This is a genomic window from Pseudomonas sp. ASL8 (assembly GCF_056680355.1).
On sequence record NZ_CM155278.1, the window covers coordinates 5,371,444 to 5,388,934 of the forward strand.

General features: G+C 57.7%; 15 protein-coding genes, 1 tRNA gene and 1 pseudogene. 8 read left to right on the top strand and 9 right to left on the bottom strand.

Annotated elements, in window-relative coordinates; all coding sequences use genetic code 11:
* Positions 1-106: 106 nt before the first annotated feature.
* On the top strand, positions 107-1,069 hold the full coding sequence (locus AC1MEA_RS24590) for an alpha/beta hydrolase (protein WP_480417645.1): 963 nt from the start codon (positions 107-109) through the stop codon (positions 1,067-1,069).
* A gap of 9 nt (positions 1,070-1,078) precedes the next feature.
* Here AC1MEA_RS24590 and AC1MEA_RS24595 read toward each other — a convergent pair whose 3' ends face one another.
* Positions 1,079-2,029: a DUF979 domain-containing protein gene (locus AC1MEA_RS24595; RefSeq protein WP_480417646.1), complete on the bottom strand. Its 951-nt coding sequence runs from the start codon at positions 2,027-2,029 to the stop codon at positions 1,079-1,081.
* Entirely contained in the window at positions 2,026-2,742 is a 717-nt protein-coding gene (locus tag AC1MEA_RS24600) for a DUF969 domain-containing protein (protein ID WP_219060629.1), read from the bottom strand. The genes AC1MEA_RS24595 and AC1MEA_RS24600 overlap by 4 nt, the downstream gene beginning before the upstream one ends.
* 332 nt (positions 2,743-3,074) lie before the next feature.
* Between AC1MEA_RS24600 and AC1MEA_RS24605 the strand changes: the two genes are divergently transcribed.
* Positions 3,075-4,040 carry a LysR family transcriptional regulator gene (locus AC1MEA_RS24605; protein WP_480417647.1) on the top strand — a complete coding sequence of 322 codons (966 nt, stop codon included), beginning with the start codon at positions 3,075-3,077 and terminating at the stop codon, positions 4,038-4,040.
* Between the two features lie 11 nt (positions 4,041-4,051).
* Here the strand turns inward: AC1MEA_RS24605 and AC1MEA_RS24610 are convergent, their stop codons facing one another.
* On the bottom strand, positions 4,052-5,203 hold the full coding sequence (locus tag AC1MEA_RS24610) for an MFS transporter (RefSeq protein ID WP_449633257.1): 1,152 nt from the start codon (positions 5,201-5,203) through the stop codon (positions 4,052-4,054).
* Between the two features lie 233 nt (positions 5,204-5,436).
* Here AC1MEA_RS24610 and rarD point away from each other — a divergent pair, with 233 nt between their 5' ends.
* Positions 5,437-6,321 (top strand): EamA family transporter RarD, encoded by an 885-nt coding sequence (rarD, locus tag AC1MEA_RS24615; protein WP_480417648.1) that lies wholly within the window; start codon positions 5,437-5,439, stop codon positions 6,319-6,321.
* A 46-nt stretch (positions 6,322-6,367) separates the two neighbouring features.
* Here rarD and AC1MEA_RS24620 read toward each other — a convergent pair whose 3' ends face one another.
* From AC1MEA_RS24620 to AC1MEA_RS24645, 6 genes and pseudogenes are all read right to left on the bottom strand, one after another.
* Positions 6,368-7,648, bottom strand: coding sequence for an OprD family porin (locus AC1MEA_RS24620; RefSeq protein ID WP_449633255.1), 1,281 nt, complete (start codon positions 7,646-7,648; stop codon positions 6,368-6,370).
* 133 nt (positions 7,649-7,781) lie between these two features.
* Positions 7,782-8,990 carry a benzoate/H(+) symporter BenE family transporter gene (locus AC1MEA_RS24625; RefSeq protein ID WP_480417649.1) on the bottom strand — a complete coding sequence of 403 codons (1,209 nt, stop codon included), beginning with the start codon at positions 8,988-8,990 and terminating at the stop codon, positions 7,782-7,784.
* Positions 8,991-9,048: 58 nt separating this feature from the next.
* Positions 9,049-10,386, bottom strand: a complete 1,338-nt coding sequence (locus AC1MEA_RS24630; RefSeq protein ID WP_480417650.1) for an MFS transporter — start codon at positions 10,384-10,386, stop codon at positions 9,049-9,051.
* A gap of 157 nt (positions 10,387-10,543) precedes the next feature.
* Complete coding sequence (zapE, locus tag AC1MEA_RS24635; protein ID WP_480417651.1) at positions 10,544-11,668, bottom strand: cell division protein ZapE; 1,125 nt, start codon at positions 11,666-11,668, stop codon at positions 10,544-10,546.
* A 149-nt stretch (positions 11,669-11,817) separates the two neighbouring features.
* A pseudogene (locus tag AC1MEA_RS24640) lies at positions 11,818-12,111 on the bottom strand (isochorismatase family protein); the annotation flags it as partial.
* A 28-nt stretch (positions 12,112-12,139) separates the two neighbouring features.
* Positions 12,140-13,063: a LysR family transcriptional regulator gene (locus tag AC1MEA_RS24645; protein ID WP_449633251.1), complete on the bottom strand. Its 924-nt coding sequence runs from the start codon at positions 13,061-13,063 to the stop codon at positions 12,140-12,142.
* Between the two features lie 117 nt (positions 13,064-13,180).
* Here AC1MEA_RS24645 and AC1MEA_RS24650 point away from each other — a divergent pair, with 117 nt between their 5' ends.
* The 5 genes from AC1MEA_RS24650 (at position 13,181) to AC1MEA_RS24670 (ending at position 17,451) form a co-directional block, all read left to right on the top strand.
* The gene (locus AC1MEA_RS24650) at positions 13,181-13,930 is read left to right on the top strand and encodes a 3-oxoacyl-ACP reductase family protein (protein WP_480417652.1); all 750 of its coding nucleotides are present in this window, start codon (positions 13,181-13,183) and stop codon (positions 13,928-13,930) included.
* A gap of 199 nt (positions 13,931-14,129) precedes the next feature.
* A tRNA-Ser gene (locus AC1MEA_RS24655) sits at positions 14,130-14,219 on the top strand.
* Positions 14,220-15,173: 954 nt separating this feature from the next.
* Positions 15,174-15,959 (top strand): transporter substrate-binding domain-containing protein, encoded by a 786-nt coding sequence (locus tag AC1MEA_RS24660; protein ID WP_219060620.1) that lies wholly within the window; start codon positions 15,174-15,176, stop codon positions 15,957-15,959.
* A gap of 56 nt (positions 15,960-16,015) precedes the next feature.
* Positions 16,016-16,744: an ABC transporter permease gene (locus AC1MEA_RS24665; RefSeq protein ID WP_219060619.1), complete on the top strand. Its 729-nt coding sequence runs from the start codon at positions 16,016-16,018 to the stop codon at positions 16,742-16,744.
* Positions 16,741-17,451: an ABC transporter permease gene (locus AC1MEA_RS24670; protein ID WP_219060618.1), complete on the top strand. Its 711-nt coding sequence runs from the start codon at positions 16,741-16,743 to the stop codon at positions 17,449-17,451. The genes AC1MEA_RS24665 and AC1MEA_RS24670 overlap by 4 nt, the downstream gene beginning before the upstream one ends.
* Positions 17,452-17,491: the final 40 nt, after the last annotated feature.

A 17,491-nucleotide genomic window follows, 5' to 3' on the forward strand; every position in this document is an offset into this window, starting at 1 on the left:
TGCCTGCGATCCACATGACGCGTGTATGCCTGACACGCCGCCTTCGCCAGCTGTTGCGCACTAAGGCCAATCCATCGACTGACGACCTTCAACGCCGAGACACACCATGCCGACGTTATTTTTTTCGCGCCTCAAAGCCCACTGGTTGAGGCTGCTATGCATGACGCTGGTGATCCTCGGCATGCCGTTGAGTTGCTCGGTGCTTAAGCACGAAGAGCGCACGCTGCTGTTCCAGATCGAGCCAGGCACCGCCAGTTGGTATCACGGTTTGCCAGCCGACGTTGAAGAGTTGGAACTCAAGGCGCCAAATTTTGGCGACTCGCAAAACATCCATGCCTGGTGGTGGCCAGCAGCTAAAGCCAGCGCGCCCGCTGTGCTGTACCTGCACGGAACACGGTGGAACCTGACGGGCCAGTTTTTCCGCATCGAGCAACTGCATGCCATGGGTTTCTCTGTACTGGCCATCGACTACCGCGGCTTCGGTCAGAGCCTGGGGTCACTACCATCGGAGACCTCGGTGTACGAGGATGCACGCATCGCCTGGGCGCGTCTGAAAACCTTGCAGCCCGACGCCACAAAACGCCTGCTGTACGGCCATTCACTGGGCGGTGCCGTGGCGATTGATCTGGCCGCCGAACTGGGTCGCGATGCTGAACGCGACGGCGGTAAAAAGCAGGCGCGGGGGCTGATCATCGAATCCACTTTCACCACCCTCGCTGACGTGGCGACGGCTGTCGCCAACACGTCGCTGCCGGTGCGCTGGCTGTTGTCGCAAAAGTTCGATTCCATCGACAAAATCGCTGAGATCCACATGCCGGTACTGATCGTGCACGGCATGGATGACCCTTATGTGCCATCGCGCTTCAGTGAAGAGCTGTATCAGACCGCCCGAGAACCCAAACGCTTGTTGCTGGTCCCTGGCGGCACACACAACAACAGCATGAGCCTGGGGCGTGAAGCTTACAGCCAGGCGATTCAAACGCTGTTGAAGTCCGGTAGAACACCTGCCAGCGCCGCTGCTCCGGTGGAGAAACCGTTCGTACTCAAACAGAGCAGCGTTGCCGGGTGATTTAAAACATCACATCAGCACGTACAACAACACGATATTGACCACCAGCATCGCCAGCGCCATGGGGATCTGCGCCTTGATCACCGCGTACTTGTCCGGTAACTCCAGCAACGCCGCCGGGACAATGTTGTAGTTGGCGGCCATGGGCGTCATCAGTGTTCCGCAGTAACCGGAGAACATGCCGATGGCAGCCATCACCGCAGGGTTGGCGCCGTACATGCCGACCAGTACGGGCACGCCAATACCCCCCGTCATCACTGGAAAGGCGGCGAAACCGTTGCCCATGACCACGGTGAACAGGGCCATGCCCAACACGTAGACCATCACCGCCACCAAGCGGAAGTCGAGGTTGATGTAGGCCGTGGCCAGGTGCGCCACCGCCTTGCCAACGCCTGCGTCATTGAACAACAGCCCGAGCATGGCGAGCATTTGCGGCAGTACCAGCGCCCACCCCAGCGCCTCCGTCAGACGGCGTGACTCACGCATCGCCTGCACCGGGGTGTCGCGGGTCAGCCAGCACGCCAACGACAGCGCGATCAGGCAGCCGATGCCCAGCGAGACAAAGGTGCTGTTGGCCGGATCAAGCAAGGCCACGTCGCCGAATTTGACGTTTTTCAGAAAGACCGCGCCGATCACAGTCACCAGCGGAATCGCCAGTGCCGGGATGAACAGTTTGTTGCCTAAGCGCCCGGCGCTTGCCCGACGAGCCTTGTCGGGCAGGTCATGATGTTTACCCATCCCAACCCCGCCGCACCCGGCGATGGCAGCCATCGCCAGCACACCGACGCCAACCAGCGCGGGTGGCAACTGCTCGCCCACCAGAAACGCGATGCTGAACAGGCCCCAGAATAAACCGGTGCTCCAGCGCTTCGGATTACTTTTATCGGTGAGCGTCATGACCGAGGTGATCGCCAGAATCACCCCCGCCAACCAGTACAGGTATTGAATCGAGATGATCATTGCGCAAGCTCCTTCACAGCCGGGCTGGCTTGCAGTTCACGTCCCAACAATCGATCAAAGCGATGCAGCCGTATGGCGTGGATCACGAACGCACAGATCGCCGTTGGAATACCCCAGAACGCAATGTGCATCGGGTCAACGTCGATCCCCGAGCCCAGCAGAAAGGTGTGCATCAAGGCGATAGCGCCAAAGGCGACGAATATGTCTTCGCCGAAGAACAGCCCGACGTTGTCCGTTGCCGCGCATAGCGCCAGCAATCGAAAACGCACTGCTTCCGGCAGCTTGCCGAACCGCGCCTCGGCAGCGCCTTCAGCCATGGGCGCCAACAATGGTCGGACCATCTGCGGGTGCCCGCCCAGGCTTGTCAGCCCCACCGCAGCAGTGATTTCGCGGACAAACAGGTAAGCAATCAACAGGCGACCGGCCGTCGCGCTCTGGAACCGGGCAATCCAGCTTTGCGCATGCAGACGCAAACCGTGGCGCTCCAGCAGGCCGATGACCGCCAGCGGCAACAGGATGATCAGGGGCAAGGTGCGGGTTTTGATGAACCCGTTGCCGATGGTCGCAAGAATAGTGTCCAACGGCATGCTCGCGGCAAAACCGGTGACCACGGCCGCGAGGGCGACCACCAGCATCGGATTGAAGCGCAGCACGAAGCCAATGACGATGACCAGCACGCCCAGCAGCGGCCAGAGGTTAATAGCGGTTTGCATAATAAGGATCTCGTTCTGTGGGTCAGGTGACAAGGCTCAGGCCAGACGTCGAATAATCATCCTGTGAACCACCAGAGGTACGGAGCGATGCAAACATAGTTTTGATTGTTGTTATTCATGGAGTCCTCTCTCATTCTCCAGCAATCTTTCGGTACGCCGACAGCTGTGTCCAACGAGAAAAAACCGCTATACCCCATAACAATTTCTGTAGAGGTGCTGGCATATAACCTGCAATTTCCAAAGGGTCAGTGCTACCCCTACACGGTGACGCTCACTCTGTCTCTGCGGCATGCGAAACCCGCTACACCCTTAAACAGCAAGGAACCGACTCGGTGAATCTCAAATTTCTGGAAACCTTCGTCTGGGTCGCCCGCCTGAAAAGCTTCAGGCTCACGGCAGAGAAACTGTTCAGCACCCAGGCGTCTATTTCCAGCCGCATTGCCGCCCTGGAGGATGAAATGGGTGTGCGCCTGTTCGTTCGTGATTCCAAGGGGGTCTCGCTGACCACTGAAGGTTTGCGTGTACTGGAATACGCCGAACACATCATGGACACGATGCAGAGCATGAAAGACGCGATCAAGGACCCGCGACAGGTACGCGGGCGGATTCGTATCGGGGCGATGGATACGGTGATACACACCTGGCTCAGCCCTTTGGTAACACGCCTGATGAAGTGTTACCCGGCGCTGGAGATCGAACTGACGGCCGACACTGCCAGCAACCTGTGCGTGCAGCTGGAAAAGGGTTATCAGGACATTATTTTCCAGACTGATGTGCTGCGCTTCGACTCGGTGCGCAACACGGTACTGGCCCGCTACCCGATGCATTGGGTGGTGCCGACCGGCTCGGCCTATGACCGGCCTTACGCCTCGCTCGAAGAGCTGTCGCTGGAGCGTATCGTGACCTTTTCGCGGAACTCACGCCCGCACCAGGACATCCTGAACATGCTGCACACAGCCAACATCGTGACGCAGCGCATCAATTGCGTGAACTCGGCCTCCGCCATCACCCGCCTGGTGCGCGACGGCTTCGGCATCGGTGCATTGCCAGCAGCGCTGGTGCGTGGAGAACTGGCGCAGGGCGTCCTGACCCTGATCCATGACGTTCCCCTGCCGCCTGCCATGGACATCGTCGCCAGTTGGCGTACCGGCGCGGGCATGGAGCTGGTTGAAGACATCGTCAGCCTGACCCAGGAAGTCATTGGCGAATTCGCAGCGCAGCTGCCCTCGGAGGCACCGCACTACGTGTTGATCGGTGATCTGTTGGCGTCGTCGCTGCCAACGACACCAAGGTCCTGAACCTTAGTGGTTCATACCTTCAAGATACGCCCACTCACCGAAACACCCAGCAGCAACACGGCGACAATCAGAAAGGCCAGGCTCAGGCTGCTGGCGTGGGCGATGAAGCCAATGAGCGCTGGACCTGCAAGAATCCCGGCGTACCCCAGGGTGGTGATCGCCGGGACAGCCACGTTTTCTGGCATGACCTTTTGTCGACCGACAGCGCTGTAGAGCACTGGAATGATGTTGGAACAACCGGCACCGACCAGCGCGTAACCAAGCAACGCCGCTTCCCACGAGGGGATCAGTGTAGACAGTGCCAACCCCAGCGCTGCGCACAGGCCGCCGAGAATAATGACGCGATTGGCCCCGACTCGACGAACGATGGCATCGCCAAAAAACCGGCCGAGGGTCATGGTCAGGGCGAACACCGCATAGCCCAGCCCGGCATAAGACGGATCGACATTACGCAAGGAACTGAGGAACACCGCACTCCAATCGAGCATTGCGCCTTCGGTGAGGAACACGGTAAAGCACAGCAAACCAATAAACAGCACCACGCCGTGGGGCACGGCAAACGCCGGGCCATCGCTTTCGCTGCCATAGGTGAGGAAATGCGGCGAGGCTCTGAGCAGGGCAATGACCATAAAGGCAACCACCACCCACATCGCGATCAACGGCGAAGCACCCGCACTGAGCAAGCCACTGACCCCGCCAGCACCGATGATCCCTCCCAGGCTGAACAAGCCATGAAAGCCCGACATCATGGTCTTGCCACTGGCCCGTTCGACGATGATCGCCTGAATGTTCACCGTGCAGTCCAGTGCGCCCATGCTCGCGCCAAACACGAACAGCGTCGCCACCAGCAACGACAGACTGGAAACTGACGCCAGCAAGGGCAGGCACAGACAAATCAACACGCTGGAGACGATCAAGACACTGCGGCATCCGAACCGCGCCGCGAGCGCCCCTGCCAACGGCATGGCGATGATCGAGCCGACCCCCAAACACAGGAGCAATAACCCGAGAGTCCCGTCATTCAGCCCGACCCGCGCCTTGGCATAGGGCACCAACGGCGCCCACGCTGCGATGCCGAACCCGGCGATAAAAAACCCGATACGCGTGGAAAACTGTTCCATTCGGCCCGGGATAACCGGTGCCGCGGTGCTGATGGCCGTCATGGGGCGTCCTTCGATAACCCCGGGCAGGTTCAACCGGGCAATCGCAGCAGCCTAACAAAGCTCACGGCCTAACCAAATGTTTCGTTCCGGATTCACAGGAAAGCTGAACGGAGTCCGTCCTGTCCTGCCATGGAGGATCAGCTAGACTGTGCGCCGCTTCTCTCAAGGTTAAAACCGGAGAGCCCTTCACAAAACAAGCTCCCTATAAAAGCTTGAAGCCGCGCGAGGATCTTGTGTCAAAAGGTGTTGTACTGTCGGTTATGGCCTCGATCCTGTTCGGGGTCATGTATTTCTATACTTCGCTGATGCCCCCTCTGAGTGGTGAAGAGATCTTCGGTTGGCGCATGCTGCTCACCGTGCCCTGCGTAACGCTGTTCATGATTATCAGTGGTGATTGGCCGCTGGTTTGCCAAATCGGCCGACGCCTGCGAAAAAAGCCGACCCTGCTGATCGGCATGCTGCTGTCTTCGACGCTGCTCGGTGCGCAGCTCCTGCTCTTCATGTGGGCACCGCTGCATGGCCGAAGCCTGGAAGTGTCACTGGGGTATTTTCTATTACCACTGACGATGATCGTGACCGGCCGAATCGCCTACGGCGAACACCTGTCACGGCTGCAAAAAATAGCCGCTTTTTTTGCCCTGATCGGCGTCGCCAATGAGCTGTACCGGGTCGGCAGCTTCTCTTGGGAAACCCTGTTGGTGGCCCTCGGTTATCCAATGTATTTCGTGCTACGGCGTAGGTTGGGCAACGATAATCTCGGCGGTCTGTGGTTCGACATGACCCTGCTGCTGCCCATCGCAATCTGGTTCATCCTCGACGGTGACCCCAGCGCCGTCGCCGAACATCCAAGGCTGTACCTGTTGATTCCACTGTTGGGCATGATCAGCGCTTCAGCACTGGTCAGTTATATTCTTGCGAGTCGCATGCTGGCCTTCAGCCTGTTCGGCCTGCTCAGTTATGTTGAACCCGTACTTCTGGTCGGCGTCGCCTTGCTGCTGGGGGAAAGTATCGGCCGTGACGAATGGCTGACATACCTGCCGATCTGGCTGGCCGTGCTGGTATTGATGTTTGAAGGCAGCAAGCACTTGCTGGCCCATCGCCGCAGAAACGCCTCGTGAGGTGTCGCTGCCGGAGCCCATCAGGACTCCGACAGCAACGTCCGGATCAGAACAGCTTGATGGTATAGCTCAGGATCAGCCGATTTTCGTCGATGTCGGTGCGGTAGTTGGAACGCGCTGTCGCGTTGCGAATGCGCATGCCCACATCCCTGAATGGTCCGCTCTGGATCACGTAGCCAATGTCCAGATCACGCTCCCAGTCCTTGCCTTCGAAGCCCCGCCCGGTATTGACGTTATCGCCCTTGAGGTAGCGCGCGCCAACCACCAGACCCGGTAGGCCAATGGCGGCGAAGTTGTACTCGTCGCGCAGTTGCCAGGAGCGCTCTTTAGGGGCGGCGAACTCATAAGTCGGTACTTCGTTACCCAATGGCGCAATGTTGTCGCCAATACGCAAGAAGCCGTCTTTGCCATTGATCGCCTGATAGCCGACGTAAAAGGTATTCCCCCCGTGGGCGGCGGACATCAGCGAGTAAAACGCGTGGTTGTCGAGGCTGCCCGCTTTGCTCTGCCCATCATCCTGAGCGTCGTAAAAGCCCAGGTTCGCCCCCAGTTTCCAGCTGCCGAACGGCTCGATGTGTTTGAGGTTGTAGAAGCGTTGCTGGTAGATATCTTTGAGCTGGGCCTGCCAGATGCCGACCGTGGTGCGCTTGTCGTTGAAGGTGTAGTCAGCACCCGCGTAGTTGAAACGATCGGAGGTGATATTGGCGATACGCCGTGGGTTGATCGGGTCATTGATCAGTGCATACATCTGCTGGTCATTGGTGGAATCACGCAAGTTGGTAGAGCGCAATTGACCGGCATTAAGAGTCAAGCCTTCAATATCCGTGGAGACCACGCTGGCGCCCTGATAGGTCGGCGGCAACAAGCGGATATCGCTGAACGCCAGTACGGGCAGATTGGGTTGCAGTTCACCCACACGCAGTTCGGTCTTGCCCACTTTCATTTTCAGTGTGCCAGCCACCTCGCTGTATTCGTCGGCGGATTGGCCGTCGGTGTGCAAGGGCAGTAAGCCGGTCTTCACCCGATCCCGACTGCTGTCGAGTTTGATCCCCAGTGTGCCGAGGGCATCCACCCCGAACCCCACGACCCCTTCGGTGTAGCCGGACTTCATGTTGAGAATGAAGCCCTGTGCCCACTCCTCGGCCTTTGACTGTTTGTTGGGGCCGACGATGCCGGAATAGTCGCGGCTGAAGTAGTAGTTACGCGCCTGCAAGGTTGCCGTCGAGTCCTTGAAGAACGCACTTTCGTCTGCACGCGCCACTTCGCAAAAACTACCGGCCACCGCCGCTGAAACCATTATTCCGATGACGCTCGCACTGTTTTTCATAGGGTCACTCTTGTTTTTATTAGGTCAAACGATCCCTATACCGTGGCGTGGGTTTAAAAACCGCGACAGTCAGTCAGAGATCGATGGATTGATGCGAGTAACGGACGCTCCCGATCCGTACCTTTTTACCTTGCTACCTTGCTTGTACCGGGGCCACTAGCGCCCCGGCTTTTTTCACTCTCCCAAACGTCAATAACAGGTGTGCCAGGAGCCCGAAGATCAAGCCCCAGAACGCCGCCGAAAGCCCCAGCAATGACATGCCTGATGCCGTGACCAGGAAGGTAATCAGTGCGGCTTCGCGATCCTTGGGTTCGGCCATGGACCCGGCCAATGCGCCCGCAATAGCGGCAAACAACGCCAGCCCGGCCAGTGCCGCGATCAGTGCCTTGGGGAAAGCGCTGAAGATCGACACCAGGGTCGCACCGAAGATGCCCAGCAACAGGTACAACACCCCGCCCATCACTCCGGCGACATAGCGTTTGCTCTTGTCTTCATGAGACTCACGCCCCGTGCAGATGGCCGCGGTGATCGCTGCCAGGTTCAGCCCGTGGCAACCGAATGGCGCCAGCAACAACGTGCCCAGCGCCGAGCTGGCAATGATCGGGCTGGCAGGCGTGTGGTAACCGTCGTTGCGCAATACGGCGATGCCCGGCACGAACTGCCCGGTCAACGCCACCATCACCAGCGGCAAGGCGATATTGAGCAACGCATGCCAACTGAATTCAGGGCTGATCCACATCGGTTTCGCCACATCGATCACCAGCGCAGAGCGGTTCAACTCCCCGGCCGCCACAGCGATCACGCAGCCCACAACCAGCACAGCCAACACCGCATATCGTGGTTTCATGCGCCTGAACAGTAGATAGGTGACAAACATCGCCAACACCATGAACGGCTTGTCCTTCATCGACACAAACAGCTGGGTGCCGAAACTGAACAGAATCCCCGCCAACATCGCGGCCGAAATCGCCGCAGGCAGTTTGCCAACGATGCGGTCAAATGCGCCGGACACACCCACCAGCAGAATGATCAGGCTGGAGACGATATACGCCCCCACCGCCTCATTCAGACTGATGCCCGGCAGCAGCGCCACCAACAACGCCGAGCCGGGCGCCGACCAGGCGATCACCACCGGAACCCTGAAACGCAGGCTCAAGTAAATGCCCAACACACCGCTGCCAATGGAAATCGCCCAAACCCAGGACGACAGCACATCGGCAGGCAGTCCTGCGCTTTTCGCCGCCTGGAAGATGATCACCAATGGCCCTGCATAGGAAATGATCGTCGCGATAAAGCCGGCGACGGCAGCGGACAGGGAGAAGTCTTTGATCAGTGTTTTCATGGTTTCCGTTGCTCGACAAAAAGCGATGTCTCGGGCAATACGCAGCTCCAGCACACGATCAGGACCGAACCTGGATCTCCACCGGTGCGACTACCGGCGATACCTGGCGCCGATAGACGAAGCACATCGCCAGCGCCGCCACTGCGCCAGGCACTGCGAAAGCCATGAAGTTGTAGTGCAACGGAAGGCCAATACCGAACAGCGCGCCACCCAGAATCGGGCCGACGATGGCGCCGCTACGCCCCACGCCCGAGGCCCAACCCAATCCGGTGGAGCGGATGGCGAGCGCGTAGAACTGCGCACCCATGGCGTACAGCAAAATCTGCGAACCAATGGTGGTCGCACCGGCAATCGCGATCAGGCTGTAGAGCATCCAGCCCGGGCTGTTGAACCCCAACAGACTGATGGACACCGAGGCGATGGCGAAGAACACCACCAACACTCGCTGCAGGTTGAATTTATCGCCCAGCCAACCACCGCCAACAGCGCCGAATATCGCGCCGAAGTTCAGTACCAGCAAAAACATCAAGCTTGAGCCCAGGCCATAACCGGCGCTGGCCATCAACTTCGGCAGCCAGGAATTGAGCGCATAAACCATCAGCAGGCAGCAGAAAAAGGCGACCCACAGCATGAGAGTGCTGAGCGCCCGTCCTTCGCGAAACAGCTGCAACACCGGGGCACCGTCAGCTTTTATCGCAGCCATCTGATACTGATCATCGGGCTGTGCGGTGTAACCCGGCTCGATGCGTTGCAGCACGTGGGCGACCTGCTGCCTGCGTCCCTCGCGGACCATGAAGCCCACCGATTCCGGCAAAAACCAGAGAATCAGCGGCAATAGCAGTAACGGAATCGCAGCGACGAAAAACACCGACTGCCAACCAAAACGCGGCAACAACACGATGCCCAAACCAGCGGACAACATGCCGCCCACCGAGTAGCCGCTGAACATGATCGCTACCAGCGTGCTACGGATTTTTTTCGGTGCGTATTCGCTCATCAACGCCACGACATTGGGCATGACGCCGCCGATGCCAAGGCCAGCGATAAAGCGGCAGATGCCAAATTCGGTGGGGTTGGTGACAAAGCCGTTCAGGACGGTGAAACCGCTGAACAGCGTGACGCAGATGGCGATGACTTTCTTGCGCCCGATCTTGTCCGAAAGCGGGCCGAAGAACAGCGCACCGAACATCATGCCGAACAGCGCATAGCTTCCCAATGCGCCAGCTTGCAAGGGTGTCAGCCCCCACTCGACCATCAACACCGGCAATACCACGCCGTAGATCACCAGATCGTAACCGTCAAAAATGATGATCAAGGCGCACCAGAACAGCACCAACCAATGAAAGCGATTGAACCTGGCCTCGTCGACCAGGGTGTGGACGTCTATTTTTCGCATGGCGGGACTCTTTTATTGTTGTTATCAAGGCCTGCCAAGGTTAGAAATCCAGCGGTCTGCGCAATATCCGTTTAGTGCAGACCTCTATCCGTTTCGTGCTGAACGGTTGAGACATGCACGATATGGATAGCAATAGCGCGATCAGAGGGTGCACCGATCATAAGGGGGCGAACCGCTCCAGCTGCATTTCCTGAAGGCGGCTCAGGGTGCGGCGGAAGGCAAAGGCCAGATAACCCTCGGTGTACAACTGCTCAAGCGGCACCTGCGCTTCGACATACAACGGCACGCGACGGTCATAGCATTCGTCGACCAGCGCGATGAAGCGCCGCACACCGTCGTCATGCACTGACAGCTGCGGCAGTTCCCGATCACCGGCGGCGACCTGCACGGCCGCGTCCTCAGTCCCTCGGGCGATTTTTCCTTCGCGCTGTTTGGCGCTCAGCGCAGGCACTTCGCTGATCAGAATCACCAAGAATCGGTCGCACAAATCAATGAAATCCATCGCTGCCAGCGGCTGTTCACAGACGTCGGCGTAACGGCACCACAGCACCTTCTCGCTGTGCTGCACCGCATTCACGCTGCGACGGCCAAACGCGACCGGCTCGCTCGACACCGTTTGACCCGCGCTCAGGCGTTTGAACACGTCACCCAGAACGCTCGGCTGATCCGGCTGGCTGAGCCAATAACGCTGATGCAATTGCCCCGGATGCAGACGATGATCTTCGCCACCGTCGACGCTCACCACCGTCATGTCACGGTTGATCGCGTCGATGGCCGGAACCAACCGCTGGCGGTTGAAGCCATCGGCATACAGCTGCTCCGGCGGTTGATTGGAGGTGGACACCAGCACCACGCCTTCCTCGAACATCACCTGCAACAAGCCACCCAGAATGATCGCATCGCCGATGTCACTGACAAACAGTTCATCGAAACACAGCACCCGCACTTCCTGACTCAGTTCGCGGGCCAGCGCTCTCAACGGGTTGGCCGTGCCGGTTAGCTGGAACAACCGGATATGCACCCAACGCATGAAGTGATGGAAATGCTGGCGTCGGGCCGGCACTTTCAAACTCTCGTAAAAGCGGTCCATCAACCAGGTCTTGCCTCGCCCTACGGGGCCCCACAGGTAAACACCCTTGATTGGCGACCGGTGCTTGCTCTCGTGCAGCGCCACGTAGCATTCCTGCAACAACCGAACGGCCTTCAACTGCGCCGCATCGGGCTTGAATCCTTGCTCATCTATGGCCTGTTGATAGGCCTCCAGTGGGGACACGACATTCATCAAGAAAAATTACCGTCCAATTGTTAAACTCCCGAATCGCCTTTTCAGGTCTTCGACTGACCTTTTCGCGCCCGTCATATTTGCATAAAACGCAACGCTCGCCCCTCTCTTGGTATCCCGATATTCCGCATTCGTGGGTGCCAGCCTCATCAGGCCCGACTCATCCCAGCAAGAATTTCAGCAGTCGACAGCACCGTCGCATACTCGCCATGCAGGTTGCTCAACGACATAGCGTGTACCTCCTGTGCCGCATGCGGAGCGCCAAAGAAGTCGGCCTGATCAAATGTAAAACAGGCATCGTGAGGCACCAGCACCTCGAACCCCAGATTGCCGCCACTGCGCGCGGTCGACTCCACTGAGTTGTTAGTCGCTACGCCAACAACCACCGCCTGCGTTATGGAATCGGCACGCAGCCAGTTTTCCAGTGGTGTCGTGCAAAACGCTTGGCATGAATATTCATTGTGGGCCCCGTCATAGGGCGCTAAACACCTGCGCCAGTTTCTGTTGAGCAAACTGCTCGATTACAAAATCGACAAAAGCCCGGGTTTTCCCAGGCAGCAGCTTATGTTCGCTGTAGTACAGCGAAATGTTGCCGTCATCGACGTACCACTCTGGCAACACTCGCAGCAAGGTGCCGTCGCGCAAATACGGCGCAGCGAAAGGCATGCTCACCAGCGCGATGCCCAAACTTTGTTCGGCAGCGGCGCAGGCTGCTTCCGAATCGCTCATGGTCATGCGCAGTGTCAGGTTCAGCGGGCTGTGTTCCTGTGCCCGGTTGGTCAGTGGCCAGGAACGTACACGTCCCGTTTGCGGCGAACGAATCAAAATTCCCGCGCACCCTTGCAAGTCTTGCGGGTTGACCAGGGCTGGATGTTCAGCCAGATACGCTGGTGACGCGACCAACACCCGATGCGCCGGTGCGAGCCTGCGCGCGACCACACCTTGAGGCAGATCGAAGCCACCACCGATGGCCGCGTCGAAGCCTTGGCCAATCAAATCCACCTGACGATTATCGAAGTGCCAGTCTGGCGTGATCGCCGGAAAGCGCCGCAGGAATTCACCCAGCAAGGGCACGATATAGAGGCGACCAAAAACCGTGCCCATGCTGACCTTGAGCGTGCCAGCCGGCTGCCCCTCGACGCTGGCCAGATTAGCGACGGCATTCTGAATGGTATTGAGGCTTGCGCTGACCTCACCGAGGAAGCGCTGACCGGCTTCTGTGAGGGTCAGGCGACGCGTACTGCGCTGGAACAGCCGGACACCGAGTCGGGCTTCCAGCTTGGCGACACTCTTGCCCACCGCTGCTGGCGTCAGACTCAAACGGCGCGCAGCTTCGGCGAAACTGCCGACCTCCGCACTGCGGACGAAACACTCGATGCTGCTGAAGCTTTCCATGTCGCCACTCTAAACTTTTGGTTTACACAGACTAGCGCAACTACCCGCTACTCAGGATGCAATCAGCCGTTGATACTGGCCACCAACGACCTACCCACTGAACCTTTGGAGAACAGCATGACCCCTCAAGCGAACCTCACTCACAAAGTGGCCCTTATTCAAGGCGGCTCTCGCGGCATCGGCGCAGCCATTGTCAAACGCCTGGCAGAACAAGGCGCTGCGGTAGCCTTCACCTATGTCAGCTCGCACGCCAAAGCCCGGGAACTGCAAGACAGCATCACCGCCAAGGGCGGCAAAGCGCTGGCCATCCAGGCCGACAGCGCGGATGCCGAAGCAATTCGTCGTGCCGTGAAAACCGCCGTCGACACCTTTGGCCAACTGGACATTCTGGTCAACAACGCAGGCGTTCTGGCCATCGCGCCACTGGAAGACTTCAGCCTCGAAGACTTCGACAAAACCCTGACCATCAACGTGCGCAGTGTATTCATCGCCTCCCAGGAAGCCGCACGGCACATGACGGAAGGTGGTCGCATCATCAACATCGGCAGCACCAACGCCGACCGCATGCCCTTCGGCGGTGGCGGCCCCTACGCCATGAGCAAAGCGGCGCTGGTCGGCCTGACCAAGGGCCTGGCCCGCGACCTTGGCCCGCGCGGCATCACCATCAACAACGTCCAGCCTGGCCCGGTCGACACCGACATGAACCCGGCCGAAGGTGACTTTGCAGACTCACTGATCCCCCTGATCGCAGTCGGTCGCTACGGCAAAGCCGAAGAAATCGCCAGTTTCGTCGCCTACCTGGCAGGCCCGGAAGCCGGTTACATCACTGGCGCAAGCCTGACCATCGACGGCGGCTTCGGCGCCTGATCCCTGTTGAAGGACAGCCCTGGACTCGGCCCCGGACTTCGAACAGACGCCGGGGCCGAGTCGTATCTGTGCCGATCACTACGCCGATGACCGCATAATTTGCTTAAGCACATGAAAATTCTGAAAAAAACTTTTGCCTTCGTCAAAGGTTTCGACTACATTAGCGCGCCTCGACAGACTGAATGGTTTGACGAGATACGGTGAGGTGTCCGAGAGGCTTAAGGAGCACGCCTGGAAAGTGTGTATACAAGAAATTGTATCGAGGGTTCGAATCCCTCCCTCACCGCCATATTAGAAACACGCTAAAGCCCTGATTTTCCTAGCGAAAGTCGGGGCTTTTTCGTTTCCGTCCGTTTATTTAGGGCATTTTTAGGGCAAAAAAGACGACTTTCAGCCCGGACTAGTCCGCTTTAGGCCCCCTCCCCGGCGTCCTGCCGATCAAACACAACCTACCTTTTCACGCTGAGAAAAATGCTCCACATCCTTTAAATCGTCTATACACAAAGGGTCACTAAGGAGGGATTCAAAGTGCAATTTTTATGGTCTCTATTCGCCCCGCGCCATAAATATCGAAATTTTGCCATGCTCGATCAGCAAGGTGTGTGCCTGGCCTTCAAGCGCTGTTGCCTGTCACCTGGCGATAATTGGGTAGAAGTCGAAGAAATTTGCCTGGGCTGGCTCCATAAGCCACTCCCCTCCAGCGCCAGGGTCATACCTTCGAACGCCAAAAGCATATCAGTGCGATCCACTCACGCCAGAGGGCGTCATTGATCAGTCGTCACTGCTGACATCAACTCCCGCTCATCCTCGGTTTACTACTCGAACTCAGCCCGTAACGACCCCGTCTACCGAACGTAATCCCTCGCACTCGCTCATTTCAAATTGTTACCGGACGCCCCAGCCTGGGCTAAAACCCTGCCTCGGTAACAGCAGCAAGCGCGTTTCAAGAACCTTCGATAAATTTTATACCCTCTCAAAAACCGCGTTCTAGAGAGCTCCCAGCTATTTCTAAAACGTTCTTGAGCTCCCACCCAGCGAGTTGGCCGCCTGATTGCATAGGCTTGTACGTACAAGTAAGCATGTGTGCAGATGCGTAAGCGCCAGAAGGGTCGACGCACAGGTTTGTTTTAAAACCCTGGCTCGGGATTTTGGTTCGGAAATTTCTACGTTCATAGCGTCATAAGCGTTCCCGTAACAGTACTTATGCGTCACAAGCGCTCATATTGATTTTAGGAATTGAATAATGAAAAAAACATTACTGACCCTTTCCGCACTGACCTTATGCATGGTGGCTACCGGTTCCGCGCTGGCCAAGGAGTACAAGGAACTGCGCTTCGGCGTCGATCCGTCCTACGCACCTTTCGAGTCCAAAGCCGCCGATGGCAGCCTGGTGGGCTTCGATATCGATCTGGGTAATGCGATTTGCGCCGAACTGAACGTTAAATGCAAATGGGTCGAGAGCGATTTCGACGGCATGATTCCAGGCCTGAAAGCCAACAAATTCGATGGTGTTATCTCGTCGATGACCGTTACAGATGCGCGGATGAAGGTGATCGACTTCTCCGAAGAACTGTTCTCCGGCCCGACTGCACTGGTGTTCAAGAAAGGCGCCGGCGTAACCGCCGACACTGCAACACTCAAAGGCAAGAAAGTCGGCTATGAGCAAGGCACCATTCAGGAAGCCTACGCCAAGGCCGTACTGGACAAGGCTGGTGTAACAACCCAGGCCTATGCAAACCAGGACCAGGTTTATGCCGACCTGACTTCCGGCCGCCTCGATGCTGCCGTGCAAGACATGCTGCAAGCTGAACTGGGCTTTTTGAAATCACCAGCCGGTGCAGGTTTCGAAGTCAGCACGCCAATCAACGATCCACTGCTGCCGGCAAAAACCGCAATCGGCATCTCGAAAGGCAACAAAGACCTCAAGATACTGCTGGATAAAGGCATCAAGGCGTTACACGACGATGGCAAATATGCAGAGATCCAGAAAAAACACTTCGGCGATATGAATCTCTACAGCGGCAAATAACGCCCCGGCGCCCGTCCCCAAGATGGGCGCTTTTTTGCTTGCCAAGGGCCTGACCAATGTTCGAAAACCTATTGCATACTCTGGGACTTTCAGCTTTCAGCCTTAAGGGCTTTGGCCCCCTGTTGCTGGAAGGCACCTGGATGACCATCAAACTATCGATACTGTCGCTACTGCTAAGCGTTCTACTCGGTCTGATCGGCGCCAGTGCCAAGCTGTCCAGCTCGTCCCTGCTGCGCATTCCAGCGCAGCTCTACACCACCCTGATTCGTGGGGTGCCGGATCTGGTCCTGATGCTGCTGATTTTCTACAGCCTGCAAACCTGGCTGAGCAACCTCACCGTGGCGCTGGACTGGGACTATATCGAGATCGACTCATTCAGCGCCGGGATCATTACCCTGGGGTTCATCTACGGCGCCTATTTCACCGAGACCTTTCGCGGTGCGATCCTCGCCGTGCCTCGCGGGCAGATGGAAGCCGCAACGGCCTACGGCTTGAGCCGCAGCCAGCGCTTTCGCTTCGTGGTGTTCCCGCAAATGATGCGCTTCGCCCTGCCCGGCATCGGCAATAACTGGATGGTGATTCTCAAAGCCACCGCACTGGTCTCGATCATCGGCTTGGCCGATCTGGTCAAGGCCGCCCAGGATGCCGGCAAAAGCACCTACCAACTGTTCTACTTTCTGGTACTCGCTGCCTTGATCTACCTGCTGATTACCAGCGCTTCGAACTATGTCCTGCGCAGGCTGGAATACCGTTATGCCGCAGGCTCCCGGGAGGCGGTACGATGATCGAGCTTCTACAGGAATACTGGAAACCGTTTCTTTACAACGACGGTTATCACATCACCGGGCTGGCCATGACTTTGTGGCTACTCAGCGCCTCGATCTTCATCGGTTTTCTGGTGTCGATCCCGCTGTCGATTGCCCGGGTTTCAACCCACGTTTGGGTACGCTGGCCGGTTCAGTTCTATACCTATCTATTTCGCGGTACGCCGCTGTATATCCAACTGCTGATTTGCTATACGGGGATCTACAGCATCGCCGCAGTTCGCGCTCAGCCAGTGCTCGATGCGTTCTTTCGCGATGCGATGAACTGCACGATTCTCGCTTTTGCCCTGAACACCTGCGCCTACACAACGGAGATTTTCGCCGGAGCAATCCGCAGCATGGCCCACGGCGAAGTCGAAGCGGCAAAGGCCTATGGCCTGACCGGCTGGAAGCTGTATGCCTATGTGATCATGCCGTCGGCACTGCGCCGCTCGTTGCCGTACTACAGCAATGAAGTAATTCTGATGCTGCATTCGACCACCGTGGCCTTTACCGCGACCATCCCGGATATTTTGAAAATTGCACGAGACGCCAACTCGGCGACCTTTTTGACCTTCCAATCGTTCGGAATTGCCGCACTCATCTACTTGAGCGTCACCTTTGCACTGGTCGGTTTGTTCCGCTTGGCAGAACACCGATGGCTGGCGTTTCTTGGCCCGGCTCACTAGGACGTCAACTGCACCCGCAGCGGCTATCTACTTCCCTCTT